The organism is Streptomyces sp. NPDC046215, from assembly GCF_040646215.1.
GTDB lineage: Bacteria > Actinomycetota > Actinomycetes > Streptomycetales > Streptomycetaceae > Streptomyces > Streptomyces stramineus.
This window is the reverse complement of the sequence record NZ_JBEYZW010000037.1, coordinates 1-18234: the sequence shown is the minus strand read 5'-3', so window position 1 is coordinate 18234 and position 18234 is coordinate 1. Positions and strand designations below refer to the sequence as shown.

Genomic DNA, 18234 nt, shown 5'->3' with positions numbered 1-18234 from the left:
CCGCGACGCTGACCCGGCATCAGACCGGGGTCGGCTCCTTGGGGCCGGGATCGGCCTCCGGGTCGGCGTCGGGACCGGCGCCGGCCTCGCTCGCGCGCAGGTACTCCTCGCTGATCTCGCGCGGCCCGAACGGCCACACCTTCTCGTAGCGCGCCCACAGCAGGAAGGCCGCACAGCCCGCCGCGACCCAGGCGAGGGACCATTCGATGGGGTGCCGGCCGGGGGAGTTCTCATCCGCGTAGCCGTAGATGACCAGCCAGCCGACGAGCGCCACCAGGCTGGGCAGCGGGTAGAGCCACATGCGGTACGGGCGGCGCAGCGCCGGCTGGCGGCGGCGCAGCACGGTCACGGCCAGGACCTGGGCCAGCGCCTGCACGATCACCATAACGGTCGTCAGCAGCTGGATGAGCGTCGCCAGGTCGGTGTGACGGCCGATCAGGAAGCCGACGGAGGTGAGGACGCCCATGGACACCAGCCCCAGCACCGGGAAGCGGTGGCGCGGGTGGAGCCTGCCGAAGGGGCGGAAGAAGACCTTGTCCCGCGCCGCGTCGAAGGGGACGCGGGAGCCGCCGAGCAGCCCGGCGAGGACGGAGGCGACGGCGGTGATGAGGATCAGCACCGTGACGGTATTGGCCGCGGCCTTGCCCCACGCCTCCTCCAGGACGGCCGAGGCGACGGAGGAGGAAGCCGTCGAGGCGGGGTCGAGCATCTGCTTCCAGTCGATGACGCCCAGGGTGCCGATCTGGAGCAGCAGGTAGATGCTCATGATGCCGAGGATGGAGTACACGATGGCCCGCGGCAGGGTCCGGCCGGGGTTCTTGATCTCGGCGCCCAGATAGGCGGCGGTGTTGTACCCCAGGTAGTCGTAGATGCCGATGGTCAGCCCCGCCGCGAAGCCGATCCAGAAGTGATTTGACGTCAGCTCGAAGGCACCGGCCGGATAGGTGAAGGCCCGCTCGGGGCTGAAGTGGGTGAAGGCGGCGAGGATCACCAGCACCACGGAAGTGATCATCACGCACCACAGCACGACGGTCAGCTTCGCGATGTACTCGACCCGCCGCCACAGCAGCCCGACGATCAGCGCGATCACGACCAGCCCGGTGACGTCGCCCTGCGCCTGCGTCATGTCCGGCCAGAGATAGCCCAGGTACTGGACGAAACCGATGATGCCGGTGGACATGCCGAGCGGGATGAACAGCATCGCCGTCCACACGAACAGAAAGGGCATCAGCTTCCCGGTGCGGTACTGGAACGCCTGCCGCAGATAGACGTAACTGCCCCCGGCCCCGGGCAGCGAGGCGCCCAGCTCCGCCCAGATCAGCCCGTCGGCGAGCGCGAGGACCGCCCCCGCCACGAAGCCGATGACGGCCTGCGGCCCGCCGAAGGCCGCGACCATCAGCGGAATGGTGACGAACGGGCCGATGCCGCACATCTGGCTCATGTTGATGGCCGTGGCCTGGAAGAGCCCGATGCGGCGCACGAACCCGACCCGCTGCTCCGGCTGTGGTTCCGTCTCTGCCATGGCGGTCGGCCCTTTCTCGTCGAACGACTCGTGGAGCGGCGAAGTATTCGCGGCGGCCTTCGGCGGTCCGTTCCCAAGGAGCGGATCTTCCGGGTAGGTTCCGTTCGCGAGCGGGGCGTCGGCCGGGGCATTTCGGTGGGGGAGGACGCTAAGGAATCGTGCGGGTCGTGTCAACGATCCCGGCGGACGGCGAGGGGGCAGGGGATGCGCGGAGGACAGGGGCCGTCGTGGGCGGATCCCTCGCGGGGTGCGCCGCGGCGGACGCCGCCGTACGGGCCGGGGCCGAGGAGGTCGTGGTCTGCGAACGGGCGGCGGGCAGGCTCCGGGACCGCGGCGTGGGCATCGCCGTCCACGACCTGCGCTACGCCGAGCTGGAGGCGGCGGGCCGTCCGGCCCCGGACATCCCCTGGCGGCGCCTGACCCGGCGCGCCTGGATCGTCCGGGACGGCGGTGCACGCGCCGGACGGACGGTGGGCGCGGTGCCGTTCCCCTTCCGCTCCTGCAACTGGGGCTCGCTCCGGCAGGAGTTACGCGCCGCATGCCCGGCGCCGTCGCCTACCACCAGGACACGGCCGCCGAGGAGGTGCGGCCCGAGCCGGACGGAGCCGTGCTGTGCCTGGCGGGCGGCCGGGAGAAGCGCTTCGACCTGGTCGTCGGCGCCGACGGCTATCGCTCCGTCGTCCGGGCCGCGACGCGCGCAGCCGCCGTCGCCCGGCCGCACGCCGGCAGCGGCGCGGTCAAGGCGCCGCAGGACGCCACGGCCCTGGAGCGCTGCCTGCGCTCCGCGGCGAACTGGACGGGCGCGGCGGCCGCCTGCGACGCCGAACGCGCGCCCACCGGGCGGGCCGTGGTGGAGCTGGGACGCCGGCTCGGCCGGGCCCGGGTGCAGTCGGCCCCGGACCGGGCGGCCCTGGATCAGCGCGGGCCGGAGGAGTGGTGGCGGGCGGCGGCCGACGGCGAGCGGGGCTTCGGCGGCCACGCGCTGCACCGGCCCTGAGGCCGGCGCCGGGGACGCGGGCGGCCTGTGGGCCGCGGTGGTGTGCGGACGTCGGGGGCGGGCCGTCAGCGGTCGGTGTCCGCGGGGGCGGCGCGGATACCGAACCAGGCGGCGACCCCCAGGACGACAGCGGTGATGCGGCGCATGTGAAGTTCCTTCCCCATCAGCTGTGTTGGTGTGGTCCGGGTGAGGTCGTGGTGCGGCCGCCCGGGTCGCCTGAGGGTTGCCCAGGGCGCCGCACGCACATGCGCTGATCACTCGAATAGGGGCCGGACGGGTGATGGTTGGGGCACGGACGGGTGAATCCGTCAGGTGTCAGCCCGCGGCCGCCGGGAGGACGACCTCGAAGCGGCAGCCCCCCGGCACGTTGCGGACCGTCGCACGGCCCGCGTGGGCCTCCACGATGCCGCGGACGATCGCCAGGCCCAGCCCCGCGCCCGCCGGCGGCGTCCGCGCCTGCGAGCCGCGCCAGCCCGCCTCGAAGACCCGCGCCAGCTCGCCCTCGGGGATGCCGCCGCAGCCGTCCTCGACCGAGACAACGACCGTGTCCGCCGCGCGCCGCGCGGCCACCGCGACCGTCCCGCCGGCCGGGGTGCGGCGCACGGCGTTGACGAGGAGATTGCCCAGCACGCGCGACATCTCCTTGCCGTCCACTTCCACCGGGACCGCGTCGACGCCGTCGCCCACCAGGCGCACCCCGTGCTCACGCGCCAGCGGCCCCGCCCCGGCCAGGGCGTCGCCCACCAGGTCGTACACCGACATGCGGGTGGGCCGCAGCGCGAGCGTCCCGGCGTGGATGCGCGACAGCTCGAAGAGGTCGCCGACCATGGTGTCGAGCCGGTCCACCTCGGTGCGCATCTGCCGGAAGTACCGCGGCGGGTCGGCGGCCACCCCGTCCTCCAGCGCCTCGGCCATGGCCCGCAGCCCGGCCAGCGGGGTCCGCAGGTCGTGCGAGATCCAGGCGACGAGCTCCCGCCGCGAGGCGTCCAGGGCCCGCTCCCGCTCCCGTGACTCCGCGAGCCGCGCGCTCGTGACCGCCAGTTCGCGCCCGAGCTCCGCCAGCTCCGCGGTGGCGCCGCCGCCCGGGGCGGCGAAGCCGCCGTCGTCGCCGAACGAACGGGCGGCGCGGGTGAGGGCGTCGCTGCGCGCCACCACCCACCGGCCGAGCAGCAGGGCCGTGGCGAGCGAGACCGCGGCGGCCATCGCGCAGACCGTCGTGACGACCGTCAGGTCGTGCGAGGAGAGGAACATCGCCCGCGCCACGGCGAGCGTCCCGGCCAGCATTGCCGTCACCGGGACGGCGGCCACCACGGTGAGGGACACCGCCACCGAGCGGTGGCGCAGCAGCCGCAGGGCGAGTGCGCCCAGCAGCCCGGCGGCCGCGGCGCCGAGGAAGGCGAAGAGGGCGATCAGCAGGACGTCACGCATGCCCGGCCCCGTCCGCCGCCGGAGCGGCGTCCGCCCCGAACCGGTAGCCGACACCCCACACGGTCCGGATCAGCCGCGGCCGCGCCGGGTCCTCCTCGACCTTGGCGCGCAGCCTGCGCACGTGCACCGTCACCGTCGACAGGTCCCCGAACTCCCACCCCCACACCTCGCGCATCAGCTCCTCGCGGCCGCAGGCCCGGCCGGGGTGGCGCATCAGATAGGCCAGCAGGTCGAACTCACGGACCGTCAGGGCGAGTTCGCCGCCACCCCTGGTGGCGCGGCGACCCGCCGGGTCGAGGGTGAGGCCCGCCGCGCGCAGCGGCGGGGCGGCGGGGGGAGCCAGGGCCCGCGCCCGGTCGCGGCGCAGCACGGACGCGACGCGCAGCACCAGTTCCCGCGGGCTGAAGGGCTTCGTCACGTAGTCGTCCGCGCCGACCTCCAAACCGAGGATGCGGTCCTCCTCGTCACCGCGCGCCGTCAGCATGATCACCGGGACCGGGCCGTCGTCGCGCAGCCGGCGGCACACCTCCAGGCCGTCCATGCCGGGCAGCATCAGGTCCAGGACGACGAGGTCGGGCCGCACGGCGGCGGCGCGCTCCAGGGCGGCGGGGCCGTCGGCGGCGAGGTCGACGGTGAAGCCGGCCCGGTCGAGATAGCAGGCCACCACCTCGGAGACGGTCGGGTCGTCGTCCACGACGAGGACCCGGGCGGGGGTGTGCGTGCGCATGCCGCAAGGGTCGCACCGCGAGGCGGGGGCCGCCCGGCCGGTCCGGTGGCCGGGCCGGTGGCCCGCGGGCGTCAGACCCCCGGCAGGCCCGGCCCCGCGCAGCGGACGTCACCGCCCGGCACGGCCCCGTCCACCAGGTACGCGGCGACCGTGTCGTCCACGCAGCCGTTGCCGCGGCTGGCGAACACGCCGTGCGAGTAGTCGTCCTCCAGGGTCACCAGCCGGGAGCCCGGCAGGGCGCGGCCCAGGGACCGGGCGCCCGCGAGGGGGGTGACCGGGTCGTGCTCGGAGGCGACGAGCAGGACGGGCGGGACGTCCGGCCCGCCCAGCGCGGTGCGCCGTGCCGGGCGGTGGTGCCAGTACGCGCAAGCGGACGCCTCGATGCCGGTGAGGACGGGCAGCGGGTCCTCGCGGCGCAGCCGGCGCAGGTCGGCGGTGACCCGCCCCGGTGCCGGGCCGGGCCCGTCGGCGCACTTCACGACGCGGTTGGCCGCCTCGTAGTTGCGTGACTCGGGGCCGTCGAACGGGGCCTTGGGCCGCAGCCCGGCGACCGTGCCGTCGCGGAGGTAGGCGCGCAGGGCGTCGCCCAGGGGCGCCCAGCGTTCGGTCCGGCCCAGCGCCCGGTACACCGCCCGGTCGAACTCGGCCGGGCCGAAGCCGTCGACCGGGTGCGCGGCCAGCCCGGACCGCACCCGCTCGTAGGCGCCGCGGACCTCGCGGGCGGAGCCGCCGAGGGCGAAGCGGCCGTCGTGGGCGGCGAGCCAGCCCAGCAGGGTCTCGCGCTGGCGGAGCATCGCCCGGGCCTGGAGGAGATCGAAGTCGTACCAGTCCTGCGGGCCGACGGCGCTGTCCAGGACCATCGCCCCGGTCCGGTGCGGGAAGCGCGCCGCGTAGGCCGCGCCGAGGTAGCTGCCGTAGGAGACGCCGAGGAAGCCGGTGCGCTCCTCGCCGAGCGCGGCCCGTATCGCGTCCATGTCGCGGGCGGTGTTCGCGGTCGACAGGTGGGGGAGGGCCGCGCCCACGGCGGTCGCGCAGTCCGCGGCGAGGCGGCGCAGGGCGGTGAGGTGGTCCCGCTCGGCGGCCCGGCCGCGGGGCACCGGGTCGGCCGCGGGCGCGGCGAAGAGATCGCCCATCGGGCCGCAGCCGGCGGGGGCGCTGCGGCCGACACCGCGCGGGTCGAAGCCGATGACGTCGTAGGCGCGGCGGACCCGCTCGGGGAGTTTGGCCCGTTTCGTCACCGCGTAGGACAGGCCGGACCCGCCCGGGCCGCCGGGGTTGACGAGCAGGATGCCGCGCCGTTCGGCGGGGGTGCCCGAGGCGCGGACGCGGGAGACGGCGACCTCCAGGCGGGGGCCGCCGGGGCGGGACGGGTCGAGCGGCACGCTCAGTGTCCCGCACTCGGCGCGGGAGGGGGCGGGCGGCGCGGGCACGGAGTCGGGGCAGGCGCCGAATTCGATGCTCGTGGGCGGCGCGGCCGCCCGGGCCGGGGCGGCGGGGGAGAGCGCGGTGGCTGCCGCGACGAGGGCGCAGAGCGCGGGGACGGACCGGTTCACGGGTCTCGCAATCGGGGTCGGGTGTGACGGGCGTGGCTGACGAGCACGCAGATGACAATGAAAACGATTATCGATAACGTGGGGTCCGGTCAAGACGGGCCCAGGGCTCCGAGGGGCTCCCCCCGGCATGCCCGGGGCCCGACGGCATTACCAAGAGGGAGAGTTGTGGGACATCTGCTGATGGTCGAGAGCTGGGTCGGATCGATGAGCAGACTGCTGCCGCGAGCCATCCGCGAAGGCGGCCACGAGTTCACCTTTCTCACCCGCGACCTCCACCACTACCTGCGGTCCGCCCCCGAAGGCACCGCCCACCCCCTGCTCGCCGCACGCAACGTCGTCACCGCGGACACCAACGACCTCGCCACCCTGCTCCCGCACATCGAGCACCTGCACACCGTGCTCCGCTTCGACGGCGTCCTGACCTCCTGCGACTACTACCTCCCCGCGGCCGCCGCGATCGCCGCGCACCTCGGCCTGCCCGGGCCGCCGGCCGGAGCCGTCGCCGACGCCTGCCGCAAGGACGCCACCCGGCGCGCCCTCGCCGCCGCGGACCTGCCCCAGCCGCGCTTCGCCGTCTGCCCCGACTGGGCGGCCACGGCCGAGGCCGCCCGCACCCTCGGCTACCCCCTCGTCCTCAAGCCCGTCGACCTCTGCGCGGGGATGTACGTCCGCGCGGTCGCCGACGAGAAGGAGCTGGCCGCCGCCTACCGCGCGCTCGCCGACTTCCCCGTCAACGCCCGGGGACAGCTGCGCGCCCCGGTCGTCCTCCTCGAAGAACTGCTGCACGGCCCCGAGGTCAGCGTCGAGACGGTGTCGTCCGGCGGCACCGCCCACGTCGTCGGCATCACCGACAAGAGCGTCGGCGGCGCCCCGGCCTTCATCGAGACCGGCCACATGTTCCCCGCCGCCCTCACCGCCGAACAGGCCCGGACGGCCGCCGACACGGCGCTGCGGGCGCTCGACGCCCTCGGCCTCGACGACATCGTCACCCACACCGAGATCAAGCTCACCCCCGACGGCCCCCGCGTCGTCGAGGTCAACCCCCGCCCGGCGGGCAACCGCATCACCGAGCTCGTCCGCCACGTCACCGGCATCGACCTCGCCGCCGCCTGCGTCGACGTCGCCCTCGGCCGGCAGCCGGACCTGGCCGTCCGCGAGACGGGAGTGCGCAGCGCCGCCATCGGCTTCCTCATACCCCACGCGCCCGGAACGCTGGAGGGCGTCGAGGGCGCGAAGGTGCTCGCCGGGCACCCCGGCGTGCTGGAGGCACAGCTCGCCGAGCCCGGCACGACCGTCAAGGCGAGCGGCAGCAACAACGACTACCTCGGCCACGTCATGGCCGCCGACCGCCACGGCCCCGGCGCCCGCGAGCGCGTCGAGGAACTCCTCGCCGGCCTCCGCCCCCGGATGGTGAACCGGTGACCGCGACCGCCACCGCCACTTCCCTCCCCGACCTCGAACAGCGCGTCAAAGTAGGGGAGTTCGGCCCACACCCGGACACCCTGCGCGTCACCGTCGCCTTCACGACCAGCCAGGCCGTACGCCACGACGGGCGCGGCGGCGGCTACCGCAACGAAGTCCTCAGCCTGCGCATCGGCGAAGCCGTCGGGTCCTGCGCCGTCGAGCCCGGCGCCCTGTCCGCCGCCACCGTCGAGGAGTGCGCCGGAGCGCCGGCCGGCACCCTCCTGGCCCACCCCGTGCCCGCCGTCCGCACGGCGGCCCTGGACGCCTACCTGATGCACGTCACCCCGCACACCCCCGCCCACGGCGCCAGCCCCTGGCCGCTGCCCGCCGGGACGTCGCTGCGCAAGTCCCGGGCCCGGGCCCGCGGTGTCGCCGACCTGCTCGACGCCGCCCCGGGGCAGCGCGTCCTGGTCATCGGCGTCGTCAACTCCCTGCTGGAGGCGCTGCGCGAACGCGGCCTGTCCTACGTGCCCTGCGACCTCAAGGGCGGCACCACCGAATGGGGCGAGAGCGTCCGCACCGACGCGCTCGCCGCACTCGACCACTGCGACGCGATCCTCGCCTCCGGCATGACCCTCGGCAACGGCACATTCGAACCGCTGCGCCGGCACGCCCTGGAACACGGCAAACAGCTCGTGATGTTCGCCCAGACCGGCAGCGCCGTGCTGCCGCGGCTGCTGGGCTCGGGGGTGAGCGCCGTGTGCGCCGAGCCGTACCCCTTCTTCTGGCTCGACGGCGGCCCCGGCGTCGTCCACCGCTACCGGTGTCCCGCCGGAGGCGCCCGATGATCCCCGCGCCCCCCACCGCGCCGCCGGCCAACCGCGACCTCCTGGCCCTCCTCGGCCGCACGCCCCTCGCCCGCATCACCGCCGACCTCCCCTGCCCCCACCCCGGCTTCTGGGCCAAGCTCGAAGGGCTCGGCGCCGGCGGCATGAAGTCCCGCGCGGCGGTGTCCATGCTCATGGGCGCCCGCGACCGCGGCGAACTGCTGCCCGGCGCCCCCGTCGTGGAGTCCACCTCGGGCACCCTCGGCATCGGCCTCGCCTTCGCCGGGCAGGCCCTCGGCCACCCCGTCATCCTCGTCGGCGACACCGAGCTCGAACCCTCCATGCGGCAGCTCCTGCGCGCCCACGGGGCCCGCCTCGAACTCGTCGACCGGCCCGCGGCCGAGGGCGGCTGGCAGGCCGCCCGCCTGAACCGGCTGCGCGAGGTGCTCGCCGCCCACCCCGGCGCGTACTGGCCCGACCAGTACAACAACCCCGACAACGTCGCCGGTTACGCCTCCCTCGCGGCCGAACTCGCCTGCGGGCTCGACCACCTGGACATCCTCGTGTGCAGCGTCGGCACGGGCGGCCACAGCGCGGGCATCGCCGCGCCGCTGCGCCGCCACTGGCCCGGGCTGCGGCTCATCGGCGTCGACGCGACCGGCTCGGCCATCTTCGGGCAGCCCGCCCGGCCGCGCCTGATGCGCGGCCTCGGCAGCAGCATCCACCCCCGCAACGTCGCCCACGCCGCCTTCGACGAGGTCCACTGGGTGGGCCCCGCCGAAGCGGCCGGGGCCTGCCGCCGGCTGGCCCGCCACAACTTCGTCAGCGGCGGCTGGAGCACCGGCGCGGTGGCCCTCGTCGCCGCCTGGGCGGCCCGCGTCCACCCCGGCGCGGTCGTCGCCACGGTCTTCCCCGACGGCCCGCACCGCTACCTCGGCACGCTCTTCGACGACGACTTCACGACGGCGTACGGCCTCGACCTGACGGCTGCCGCCACCCGCCCGGTGGAAATCCCGCACCCGCTCGCCGCGGAGGCCACCGGGTGGTCACGGTGCACGACGGTGGTGGACCCGGTGGGGGGCGTCGGCGCGGCGACGCTGTGGGGGCCAGGGGGCGCGGCTTCCGGTGCCTCCGGCAGCGGCCCCTGCGCCGTGCCGGGCGGCTGCGCGCCGGGCGGCTCCCCGCCACCGCGCGTCGCGGCACCGGCCGGTGGCGGTGCCGCGGCCGATGCGGGGCCGACCCCCCTGCCGGCCGCCGGCCTCACGCCGGACGGCGTGCTGTCTCCGGGCGCGGGCACCCGGGATGAGGCGGCGGCTGTACGGCGCTCCGTACTCGCCGCCGGTGCGGCACCGGTCGTCGCTCCGGACGGGTCGGTGTCCGTGCCTGTCGGCGGTTCCGCGCCGGGCGGCCCGCTGTCGTCGCGGGCGGTGGCCCAGGGCGAGGTCGCGGCCCTCACCGGTCCCGCGCCGGCCGGCGCGCCGCCCCCCACCGGCACTCCGCCCGCGAGCCCCACGCCCCCGCCCGGCGGCGCCGGCCCCACCACCCCGCCGTCCCCCGGAGGAAACCCGTGAAGAGCACCCTGCGCACCACCCGGCTCCGGCTCGCCGAGCCGCTGCGCATCTCACGGTCCGTCATGGACGCCCGGGACGCCGTGTGGCTGTCCGTCGAGCACGGCGGGGCGCGCGGGCACGGCGAGGCCGTCGCCAGCGTGTACTACGGGCTGGACTCCGCCACCCTCGGGCGGCTGCTCCGCGAAGCCGCCGTGGAGCTGGGGAGGTTCGCCGAGCCGGAGAGCGCCCTGGAAGCCCTGCGGGACGGCGGGCTGCTGCCCGCCGGCACCCCGCCCGCCGTGACCGCCGCCGTCGACGCCGCCCTGCTCGACCTCGTCGGCAAGCGCGCCGGCACCCCCGCGCACCACCTGCTCGGCACCCCGGAGCCGCCCGCTGCCGCGACCGCCCGCACCATCGGCATCATGCCCCCGGTACGGGCCGCCCTGCGCGCCCGCTGCCTGGCGGACAGCGGCTTCACCGTCCTGAAGATCAAGGGCGGTTCCCCCGACCCCGGCGACGACATCGGCCGCGTCAAGGCCGTACGGGAAGGAGCGCCCCACGCCCGGCTGCTCCTCGACCCCAACGGGGCCTGGACTCCCGCCCGGGCGAAGGAACTGCTGCCCCGCTTCGCGGAACTCGGCGTCGAGGCCGTGGAGCAGCCCACCGCGCCCGGCGACCCCGAGGGCCTGGCCCGGCTCGCGGAGACCTCGCCGCTGCCCGTCATCGCGGACGAGGACGCGGTCGGCCTGGAGGACGCCCGCCGGCTCGCCGGACGGGTCCACGGCGTGAACGTCAAACTCGCCAAGTGCGGCGGCCCCCACGCGGCGCTCCGCATCGCCGAGGCCCTCGCCGGCAGCGGCACCGGCCTCATGCTCGGCTGCCTCACCGCCAGTTCACTGGGCATCGCCCCCGCCGTCCACCTCGCCGACCGGGCCCGCTGGGTCGACCTCGACGGCCACCTGCTGCTCGCCGACGACCCCTGGCAGGGCATCGGCGGAACCGACGGCACCGTACGGGCGGCCGACCGCGCGGGACTGGGCGTGCGCCCCAGGACCGCAGCCACCCCCGAGTCCGGCCCGCCGGCCGCCCCGGCCCCGGCCCCGCCTGCGCGCAAGGAGATACCGCACCGTGAACACCTGGCGTGAGATACGCGGCTTCCCGCTCGCGATCCGCCTCCTCCTCGTCAACCAGCTCGGTGTCAACACCGGCTTCTACCTCCTCATCCCCTACCTCGCCACCCACCTCGGCCAGGACCTGGGCATGTCCGCCGCCGTCGTCGGCATCGTGCTCGGCGTCCGCAACCTCAGCCAGCAGGGCCTGTTCCTCATCGGCGGCTCGGCCGCCGACCGCCTCGGCGCCCGCGGCGTGATCATCGCCGGGTGCGCGCTGCGGACCGTCGGCTTCGCCCTCTTCGCCCTCGGCGACGGGCTGCCGGTGCTGCTGGCCGCCTCCGTCCTGAGCGGCCTGGCGGGAGCCCTGTTCAACCCGGCCGTCCGCGCCTACCTGGCGCAGGAGGCGGGGGAGCGCAAGGCGGAGGCGTTCGCGCTGTTCAACGTCTTCGCGACGACCGGTGCGCTGATCGGCCCGCTGCTGGGCAGTGCGCTGCTGTTCGTCGACTTCCGGGTCTCCGCGCTCACGGCCGCCGGCATCTTCGCCGTGCTGACCCTCGCCCAGGCGCTCGCCCTGCCCGCCCGCGAGGTGACGCCCACCGGCGGCAGCGTCCTCGCCGACTGGCGGGAGGTCCTCTCCCACCGCGCCTTCCTCGCGTTCTCGCTGGCCATGGTCGGCATGTTCACCATGGAGAACCAGCTCTACCTCCTCCTGCCCGACGGCGCCCGCCGCGCCACCGGCTGGGACGGCGCGGCCGGCCTCGTCTTCCTCATCGGCACGGTCGCCAACCTCACGCTTCAGCTGCGCGTCACCCGTGCGCTGAAGAATCGTTCCAGCCGGGCCCGGTGGATCGCCGCCGGGCTCGCCCTCATGGGCCTCGCGTTCGTGCCGCCCATGGCCGTGGCCGGCGCGGGGGAGCCCGCCGGCGCGGCCGGGGCGGCCCTCGGCCTGCTGCCCGTCCTGGCCGGGGCGCTCCTGCTGTACGTCGGGGTGATGGTGGCGCAGCCGTTCGTGATGGAGCTGATCCCCGCGTTCGGCCGCTCCGAGCTGACCGGCACCTACTTCGGCATCTTCTACGCCGTCTCCGGCATCACCGCCGCCGTCGGCAACACCGTCGTCGGCTGGGCCATGGACGCCGGAGGCCGCGGCGGCGCCGCCTGGCTGCCCTGGGCGTGCTGCCTCGCCCTCGGGCTCGCCTCCGCGGCCGGCGTCGCCTGGCTGCACCGCCTGCGCGCCCTGCCCGTACCCACCGAACCCGCCACCGCGACGGCATAGACAGGAATCGGCACCATGAGCGGAACCCCCGGCGGCAACCTCCTCACCGACCACCCCGAACTCTACGAAGCCCGCTTCCCCGACCCCGGCCGCCTGGCCGCCCGCTGGGCGGAGGACCGCCTGCGGGCCCACGCGTGCGGCCCCGCGGTCCTCGACCTCGGCTGCGGCACCGGCCGCGACGCCGCCCACCTGCACGCCGCGGGCCGCGACGTGACCGGCGCCGACCTCTCCGAGGCGATGCTCGCCCACGCCCGGACCCGGCACCCCGGGCCCGCGTACGTCCGCGCCGACCTGCGCGGCTTCGACCTCGGAGCCCGGGTCTTCGACGCGGTCGTGTGCCTGGACAGCGCCCTGCTGTACTGCCACACCAACGACGACGTGGACGGGCTGCTCAGGTCCTGCCGGCGGGCCCTGCGCCCCGGCGGGCTGCTCGTCGCGGAAATGCGCAACGGGGCGTTCTTCCTGGGGAACACCGAGCTCCTGGACGCCCCCGCGACCGGTGGCTTCACCTGGCAGGGCACCACCTACACGTCCCTCACCACCCTCCGCGTCGACCGCGCCGCGCAACTGCTGCGCCGCCGCCGCGTCTGGACGGCCGACGACGGCTCACCGCCGGTGGAACAGCACTCCGCCTGGCGGCTGCTCTTCCCCCAGGAGCTGCGGTACGCGCTGGCCGCGCACGGCTTCACGGTCCTGGAGCTGCACGACGGCCCCGGGCCCCGGACGGAACCACCGTGGCGGGAAGGGGCCCCGGCCCCGGCCGGCACCGCGGACGGCGACCGGCTGCACGTCGTCGCCCAGCTCAGAACGTCCTCGATCCCCCGCCGGGCCTGAGCCCCCCGGCCCCTGACCTACGGAGCACCCATGCACGACCCCCACCTCCACCCCGGCCTCCGGCGCCGTGGCTTCCTCGCCGCCGCGGGCGGCACCGCGGCCGCCCTCACCCTCACCGCCTGCGGCGGCGGACCCGCCGACCGGGCCGGCGCGGACAACGGCGGCAAGCCCCGCCGGGGCGGCCGCCTCCGCGCCGCCTTCGCCGGCGGCGGCGCGGCCGAGACCCTCGACCCGCACCTGAGCAACCTCTTCGCCGACGCCGCCCGCGCCAAGGCCCTCTTCGACAAGCTCGCCGACTTCGGCTCCGATATGACGCCCCGGCCCCGCCTCGCCACCCGGTGGGAGCCCAACGCCGCCCTCGACCGCTGGACGGTCACCCTGCGCGACGCCGTCTTCCACGACGGCAGGCCCGTCACGGCCGAGGACGTCCTCTTCAGCTACCGCCGCATCGCCGACCCCGAGAAGACCTACCGCGCCAAGGCGTCCCTGGAACCCGTCGACCTCGACGCGAGCCGGGCCACCGGCGCCCGCACGGTGGAGTTCCGCCTCAAGCGGCCCACCGCCGAATTCCCCAACATCCTCGCCTCGTTCGGCGCCTACATCGTCCCCGAGGACACCGGGAAGTTCGACAAGCCGGTCGGCTCCGGCCCCTTCCGCTTCGTGTCCTTCGCCCCCGGCCGCTCGGCCCTCTTCCGCCGCAACGACGCCTACTGGGGCGGCGCCCCGCACCTGGACGAGCTCGAATTCGTCGTCGCCAACGAGGAGTCCGCGCGCGCGGGCGCCCTCCTCGGCGGACAGGTCGAGTACGCGCACGAGCTCAACCCCGCCACGGCCCGCGCCCACGAGGGCAAGGGCCGGATCGAGATCGTCCGGCTGCGCAACAGCGCCATGCAGGGCTTCGTGATGAAGACCGACCGGCCGCCCTTCGACGACCCGCGCGTGCGCGAGGCGTTCTTCCTCATCGCCGACCGCAAGGAGCTCGTCGACGGCGCCCTGTCCGGGGCGGGCGAGATCGGCAACGACCTCTTCGGCAAGGGGTACGCCCACTACGCGGCCGGCCTGCCGCAGCGCACCCAGGACCTCGACCGCGCCCGGCACCTGCTGCGGCAGGCGGGGGCCGGGGACCTGCGGGTCACCCTCGACACCTCCCCGGTCGCCGCCGGCTTCACCGAGGCCGCCGGCATCTTCCGCGACCAGGCAAAGAAGGCGGGCGTCACCATCGACGTCCGCACCGGCAACAAGGACAGCTACTGGAAGGACATCCTCGACTCCGGCACCCTGGCCAGCTACCGCTCCGGCGCCATGCCCATCGAGTCGCACATCTCCCAGCGCCTCCTCACCGACTCCACCACCAACGCCACCCACTGGCGCCACAAGGACTTCGACGCCCTCTACCAGCGCCTCCAGTCCACCAAAGACCTGAGCGAGCGGAACGGGCTCTACGAGCGGATGCAGCGCCGGCTGCACGCCGAAGGCGGCTTCCTCGTCTGGGGCTTCGCCGACTGGATCGTGGGCACCGGCCGCCGCGTGCGCGGAGTCGCCCCCGACGCGCCCGCCAACACCCTGGACTGGGCCCGCTTCGACACCGTGTGGCTGGCGTGAGCGAGCCGCGCCCCCGCGCCGCCGGACGGCAGGCCCCCTGGCGATCCTGGGCCGCCCGGCGGCTGCTCCTCGGCCTCGCCCAGACCGCCGCCGTCGTCCTGCTGGTCTTCGCCCTCACCGAGGCCCTGCCGGGCGACGCGGCGGTGGCCCTCGCCGGGGACGACCCCGATCCCGCCCGGATCGCCGCCCTCCGCGAGGCCCTCCACCTCGACCGGCCCGCCCACGAGCGCCTCGCGGACTGGGCCACCGGCCTGCTCCACGGCGACCTGGGGGTGTCCCTCGCCTCCGGGCGGCCCGTCACCTCCGCCCTCGCCGACGGCTTCGGCCCCACCCTGCTGCTGGCCGCCCTCGCCCTCACGCTGCTGGTGCCCGTCGGGGTGGGCCTCGGCGTGCTCGCCGCACGGCGCGAGGGCGGCCCCCTCGACCGCATCGTCAGCTCGGTGACGCTCGCCGTCTACGCGGTGCCCGAATTCGCCTTCGGCATCCTCCTGGTCACCGTCTTCGCCCTGCGCCTGGGCTGGCTGCCGCCCACCGCCGTCGGCTACGGCACCGACCTGCTCGCCCACCCGGCGGCGCTCGTCCTGCCCGTCCTGGTGCTGATCTCCCGCCCGGTCTGCTCCCTCGGCCGACTCGTCCGGGCCGGCATGATCGACGCGCTGGCCTCCCCGTACGCCGCCCAGGCCCGCCGCTACGGGCTCTCCGGCGCCCGCGTCCGCTGGGCCCACGCCCTGCCCAACGCCGTCGCCCCGGCCGCCCAGCAGCTCGCCCGGACCGTCGACTGGCTGCTGTGCGGGGTGATCGTGGTGGAGGCCCTGTACGTGATCCCGGGCCTGGGCACCGTCCTCATGGACGCCGTCGCCGCCCGGGACGTCCCCGTCGTCCAAGGGCTCGCCGTGGTGTTCGGCCTGGTCGCGGTCGTCCTCAACCTGGCCGCCGACATCGTCGCCCGCCGCTTCGCCCCCCGGGCGGGGGTGACGGCATGAGATACGCCCCCACGGCGCAGCCCCGCCGCCTCCGCCGCTTCCTGCCCGGCGCGGCCCTCGCCGGCCTCCCCCTGCTCCTCGCCCTGCTGGGCCCCCTCCTCGCGGGCGAAGCGGGCCCGCGCGGCCTGTCCTTCACCCTCGGCGGGGGCCACCGGCTCGGCACCGACTTCGTCGGCCGCGACGTGGTGCGGCAGGTCCTCCTCGGTGGACAGTCGGTCGTCACCGTGTCCCTCGCGGCCACCGCCCTCGCCTACGCCGTGGCGCTGCCGCTGGGCCTCGCGGCGGCGCTCACCCGCCGGGCCTGGCTGGAGGAGACGCTGATGCGGCCCCTGGACGTGCTGCTGGCCGTCCCGTCGCTGCTCCTCGTCCTCCTCGTGGCGTCCGTGTACGCGCCGGGCCCCGGCGGCCTCACCCTGCTCGCGGCGCTCGTCACCCTCCCCGACGCGGCGCGCGTCGTCCGCGCCGGCGCCACCGAGGCCGCCTCGCGCCCCGCGGTGGAGGCCCTGCGCATGCAGGGCGAGACGTGGTGGCGGATGGCCGTCGGCTACGTGGGCCGGTCGATGGCCCGCACCCTGGCCGCCGACGCGGGGGTGCGGCTGACCGGCGTCCTGTACCTGGTCGCCACGGCCGCCTTCCTGGGCGTGGGGGTCCAGCCGGACGCCGCCGACTGGGCCGTGATGGTGGACCGCAACCGCACCGGCCTGTTCGTCCAGCCCTGGGCGGTCGTGGTGCCCGCGCTGCTCATCGTCGCCCTGTCCGTGGGCACCAACCTGCTGTTCGACGCGGCGCTGACGAAGAACGACGGGCCGCGTGGCAGCGCCCGTGACCGGAAGGGAGCACGACCGTGACAAGGCTCCTGGCGAGCGGTGCGGTGGCCGAGATCGAAGGACTGCGGGTCGAGATCGGGGGCCGGGCCGTCGTCGACGGCGTGGACCTCACCGTCCGCCCCGGCCGCGTCACCGCGCTCGTCGGCGCGTCCGGCAGCGGAAAGACGACGACGGGCCTCGCCCTGCTCGGCGAGTACCCGCCCGGCGCGCGGGTCACCGGCGAAGTGCGGGTGAGCGAGGGGCTGGTCGGCTACGTGCCCCAGCACCCGGCGTCCGTCCTCAACCCGGCCCGGCGCGCCGGCGCGCTCCTGCACGACATCGCCCGCCACCGGGTGCGCGACCTCCCCCGCCGGGCACGGCGGGCGGCGGCGCGCGAACGGGTCCGGGCGGCCCTGGCCGCCGCCCAGCTCCCCGACGCGGACGAGGTCCTCGCGCGCTACCCGCACCAGCTGTCGGGGGGTCAGCAACAGCGGGTCGTCCTCGCCCAGGCGCTGCTGCTCGGCGCCCGGGTGGTGGTCGCGGACGAACCGACCACCGGGCAGGACGCCCTCACCAAGCAGCGGGTCGTGGCGGAGCTGGCGGCAGTGGCCCGGCAGGGCATCGCGGTGCTCCTGCTCAGCCACGACCTGGCGGTGGTGCGGGAACTCGCGGACGAGGTACTGGTGATGCGCGAAGGGCGTGTCGTCGAAGCAGGCCCAGTGGAGACGGTGTGGAGCGCCCCCCGGCACCCGTGGACGCGGGAGCTCCTGGCGGACGAGGAGCCGGTGGCCGGCGCCGCGGACACGGCCGGCTTCCGGCACGGGCCGAAGACACCCCCGGTGCTCCGGGCCGTGGGGCTCACCGCCCGGCACCGGGGCACCGCCGACCTGCTCCGGGACGTCTCCCTGGAGATCCGCGCGGGGGAGTTCCTGGCCGTCGTCGGGCGGTCCGGCAGCGGCAAGACCACCCTGGCCCGCTGCCTCGCGGGCCTCCACCCGGCGTACGACGGGGTGGTGCAGCTGGACGGCACGCCCTTGCCGCGCAGCCTGCGCCGCCGCACCCGCGCCCAACTCGCGGCCGTGCAGTACGTCTTCCAGGACGCGCGGGCCGCCTTCGACGAGCACCGGCCGGTGCTGGACCAGGTCGCGCGCACGGCGGTCCGGCTGCGGGGCGTGACACCGCGGGCCGCCGAGGAGGAGGCCGCGGCGGTGCTCGCCGGGACGGGCCTGCGCGGGGAGCTCGCGCACCGCCGCCCCGGCCTGCTGTCCGGCGGCGAACTCCAGCGCGCCGCCCTGGCCAGGGCCCTGCTGGCCCGCCCACGGGTGCTGGTGTGCGACGAGATCACGTCGGGCCTCGACACGGTGGCCCGGCGGGGCATCCTCCGCCTGCTCACGGACCTCACCGGCGGCCGCGGAGCGGCCGATGAGGACCGGCCCGCGCTGGTCCTGATCACCCACGACCTGGAGGTGGCCGCCCTCGCCGACCGGGTCGCGGCCCTGGACGAGGGGGGCCTCACGGCCTCGGTGTGCGGGGGTGCACCACCGCTGCGCGGCGGTGTCCTCAATCGCCGGACGGGCTGAATCGGCTGAGCTCAGCGGAAGGCCTGCCGGCCGGGG

Annotated in this window: 14 protein-coding genes and 1 pseudogene; 11 read left to right on the top strand and 4 right to left on the bottom strand. The window is 76.0% G+C overall.

What is annotated here, in order from left to right; genetic code table 11:
- Positions 1 to 19 precede the first annotated feature (19 nt).
- A complete protein-coding gene (locus ABZ951_RS17930) occupies positions 20 to 1522 on the bottom strand; it encodes an APC family permease (protein ID WP_344097404.1) in 1503 nt (500 codons plus the stop codon).
- A gap of 538 nt (positions 1523 to 2060) precedes the next feature.
- Here ABZ951_RS17930 and ABZ951_RS17925 point away from each other — a divergent pair.
- Positions 2061 to 2519 (top strand): hypothetical protein, encoded by a 459-nt coding sequence (locus tag ABZ951_RS17925; protein WP_344097407.1) that lies wholly within the window; start codon positions 2061 to 2063, stop codon positions 2517 to 2519.
- A gap of 315 nt (positions 2520 to 2834) precedes the next feature.
- Here the strand turns inward: ABZ951_RS17925 and ABZ951_RS17920 are convergent, their stop codons facing one another.
- The 3 genes from ABZ951_RS17920 to ABZ951_RS17910 all read right to left on the bottom strand — a co-directional run bounded on the left by ABZ951_RS17920 (position 2835) and on the right by ABZ951_RS17910 (position 6227).
- Positions 2835 to 3947 (bottom strand): HAMP domain-containing sensor histidine kinase, encoded by a 1113-nt coding sequence (locus tag ABZ951_RS17920; protein WP_344097409.1) that lies wholly within the window; start codon positions 3945 to 3947, stop codon positions 2835 to 2837.
- Positions 3940 to 4674 carry a response regulator transcription factor gene (locus ABZ951_RS17915; protein WP_361280206.1) on the bottom strand — a complete coding sequence of 245 codons (735 nt, stop codon included), beginning with the start codon at positions 4672 to 4674 and terminating at the stop codon, positions 3940 to 3942. Before ABZ951_RS17915 ends, ABZ951_RS17920 begins: the two co-directional genes overlap by 8 nt.
- Before the next feature lie 71 nt (positions 4675 to 4745).
- Entirely contained in the window at positions 4746 to 6227 is a 1482-nt protein-coding gene (locus ABZ951_RS17910; RefSeq protein ID WP_344097413.1) for an alpha/beta hydrolase, read from the bottom strand.
- Between the two features lie 165 nt (positions 6228 to 6392).
- Between ABZ951_RS17910 and ABZ951_RS17905 the strand changes: the two genes are divergently transcribed.
- From ABZ951_RS17905 to ABZ951_RS17860, 10 genes and pseudogenes are all read left to right on the top strand, one after another.
- The gene (locus tag ABZ951_RS17905; protein ID WP_344097415.1) at positions 6393 to 7649 is read left to right on the top strand and encodes an ATP-grasp domain-containing protein; all 1257 of its coding nucleotides are present in this window, start codon (positions 6393 to 6395) and stop codon (positions 7647 to 7649) included.
- Positions 7646 to 8479 (top strand): DUF364 domain-containing protein, encoded by an 834-nt coding sequence (locus tag ABZ951_RS17900; protein WP_344097417.1) that lies wholly within the window; start codon positions 7646 to 7648, stop codon positions 8477 to 8479. Before ABZ951_RS17905 ends, ABZ951_RS17900 begins: the two co-directional genes overlap by 4 nt.
- Positions 8476 to 9534: pseudogene (locus ABZ951_RS17895) on the top strand (cysteine synthase family protein); the annotation flags it as partial. The gene ABZ951_RS17900 and the pseudogene ABZ951_RS17895, both read left to right, overlap by 4 nt.
- Positions 9535 to 10025: 491 nt before the next feature.
- Positions 10026 to 11153 carry a dipeptide epimerase gene (locus ABZ951_RS17890; protein WP_344094137.1) on the top strand — a complete coding sequence of 376 codons (1128 nt, stop codon included), beginning with the start codon at positions 10026 to 10028 and terminating at the stop codon, positions 11151 to 11153.
- Positions 11137 to 12393 (top strand): MFS transporter, encoded by a 1257-nt coding sequence (locus tag ABZ951_RS17885; RefSeq protein ID WP_361280203.1) that lies wholly within the window; start codon positions 11137 to 11139, stop codon positions 12391 to 12393. Before ABZ951_RS17890 ends, ABZ951_RS17885 begins: the two co-directional genes overlap by 17 nt.
- Before the next feature lie 15 nt (positions 12394 to 12408).
- Entirely contained in the window at positions 12409 to 13227 is an 819-nt protein-coding gene (locus tag ABZ951_RS17880; protein WP_344094066.1) for a class I SAM-dependent methyltransferase, read from the top strand.
- A 30-nt stretch (positions 13228 to 13257) separates the two neighbouring features.
- Positions 13258 to 14829: an ABC transporter substrate-binding protein gene (locus tag ABZ951_RS17875; protein WP_361280201.1), complete on the top strand. Its 1572-nt coding sequence runs from the start codon at positions 13258 to 13260 to the stop codon at positions 14827 to 14829.
- On the top strand, positions 14826 to 15812 hold the full coding sequence (locus tag ABZ951_RS17870) for an ABC transporter permease (RefSeq protein ID WP_344094070.1): 987 nt from the start codon (positions 14826 to 14828) through the stop codon (positions 15810 to 15812). Before ABZ951_RS17875 ends, ABZ951_RS17870 begins: the two co-directional genes overlap by 4 nt.
- Positions 15809 to 16660 (top strand): ABC transporter permease subunit, encoded by an 852-nt coding sequence (locus ABZ951_RS17865; RefSeq protein ID WP_344094072.1) that lies wholly within the window; start codon positions 15809 to 15811, stop codon positions 16658 to 16660. Before ABZ951_RS17870 ends, ABZ951_RS17865 begins: the two co-directional genes overlap by 4 nt.
- The gene (locus ABZ951_RS17860) at positions 16657 to 18198 is read left to right on the top strand and encodes an ATP-binding cassette domain-containing protein (protein WP_344094075.1); all 1542 of its coding nucleotides are present in this window, start codon (positions 16657 to 16659) and stop codon (positions 18196 to 18198) included. Before ABZ951_RS17865 ends, ABZ951_RS17860 begins: the two co-directional genes overlap by 4 nt.
- The last annotated feature ends 36 nt before the right edge of the window (positions 18199 to 18234 follow it).

Coding starts and splice junctions, on each gene's coding strand:
- ABZ951_RS17930 (WP_344097404.1), bottom strand. CDS start 1,522: ATGGCAGAGACGGAACCACAGCCGGAGCAGCGGGTCGGGTTCGTGCGC.
- ABZ951_RS17925 (WP_344097407.1), top strand. CDS start 2,061: ATGCCCGGCGCCGTCGCCTACCACCAGGACACGGCCGCCGAGGAGGTG.
- ABZ951_RS17920 (WP_344097409.1), bottom strand. CDS start 3,947: ATGCGTGACGTCCTGCTGATCGCCCTCTTCGCCTTCCTCGGCGCCGCG.
- ABZ951_RS17915 (WP_361280206.1), bottom strand. CDS start 4,674: ATGCGCACGCACACCCCCGCCCGGGTCCTCGTCGTGGACGACGACCCG.
- ABZ951_RS17880 (WP_344094066.1), top strand. CDS start 12,409: ATGAGCGGAACCCCCGGCGGCAACCTCCTCACCGACCACCCCGAACTC.
- ABZ951_RS17875 (WP_361280201.1), top strand. CDS start 13,258: ATGCACGACCCCCACCTCCACCCCGGCCTCCGGCGCCGTGGCTTCCTC.
- ABZ951_RS17865 (WP_344094072.1), top strand. CDS start 15,809: ATGAGATACGCCCCCACGGCGCAGCCCCGCCGCCTCCGCCGCTTCCTG.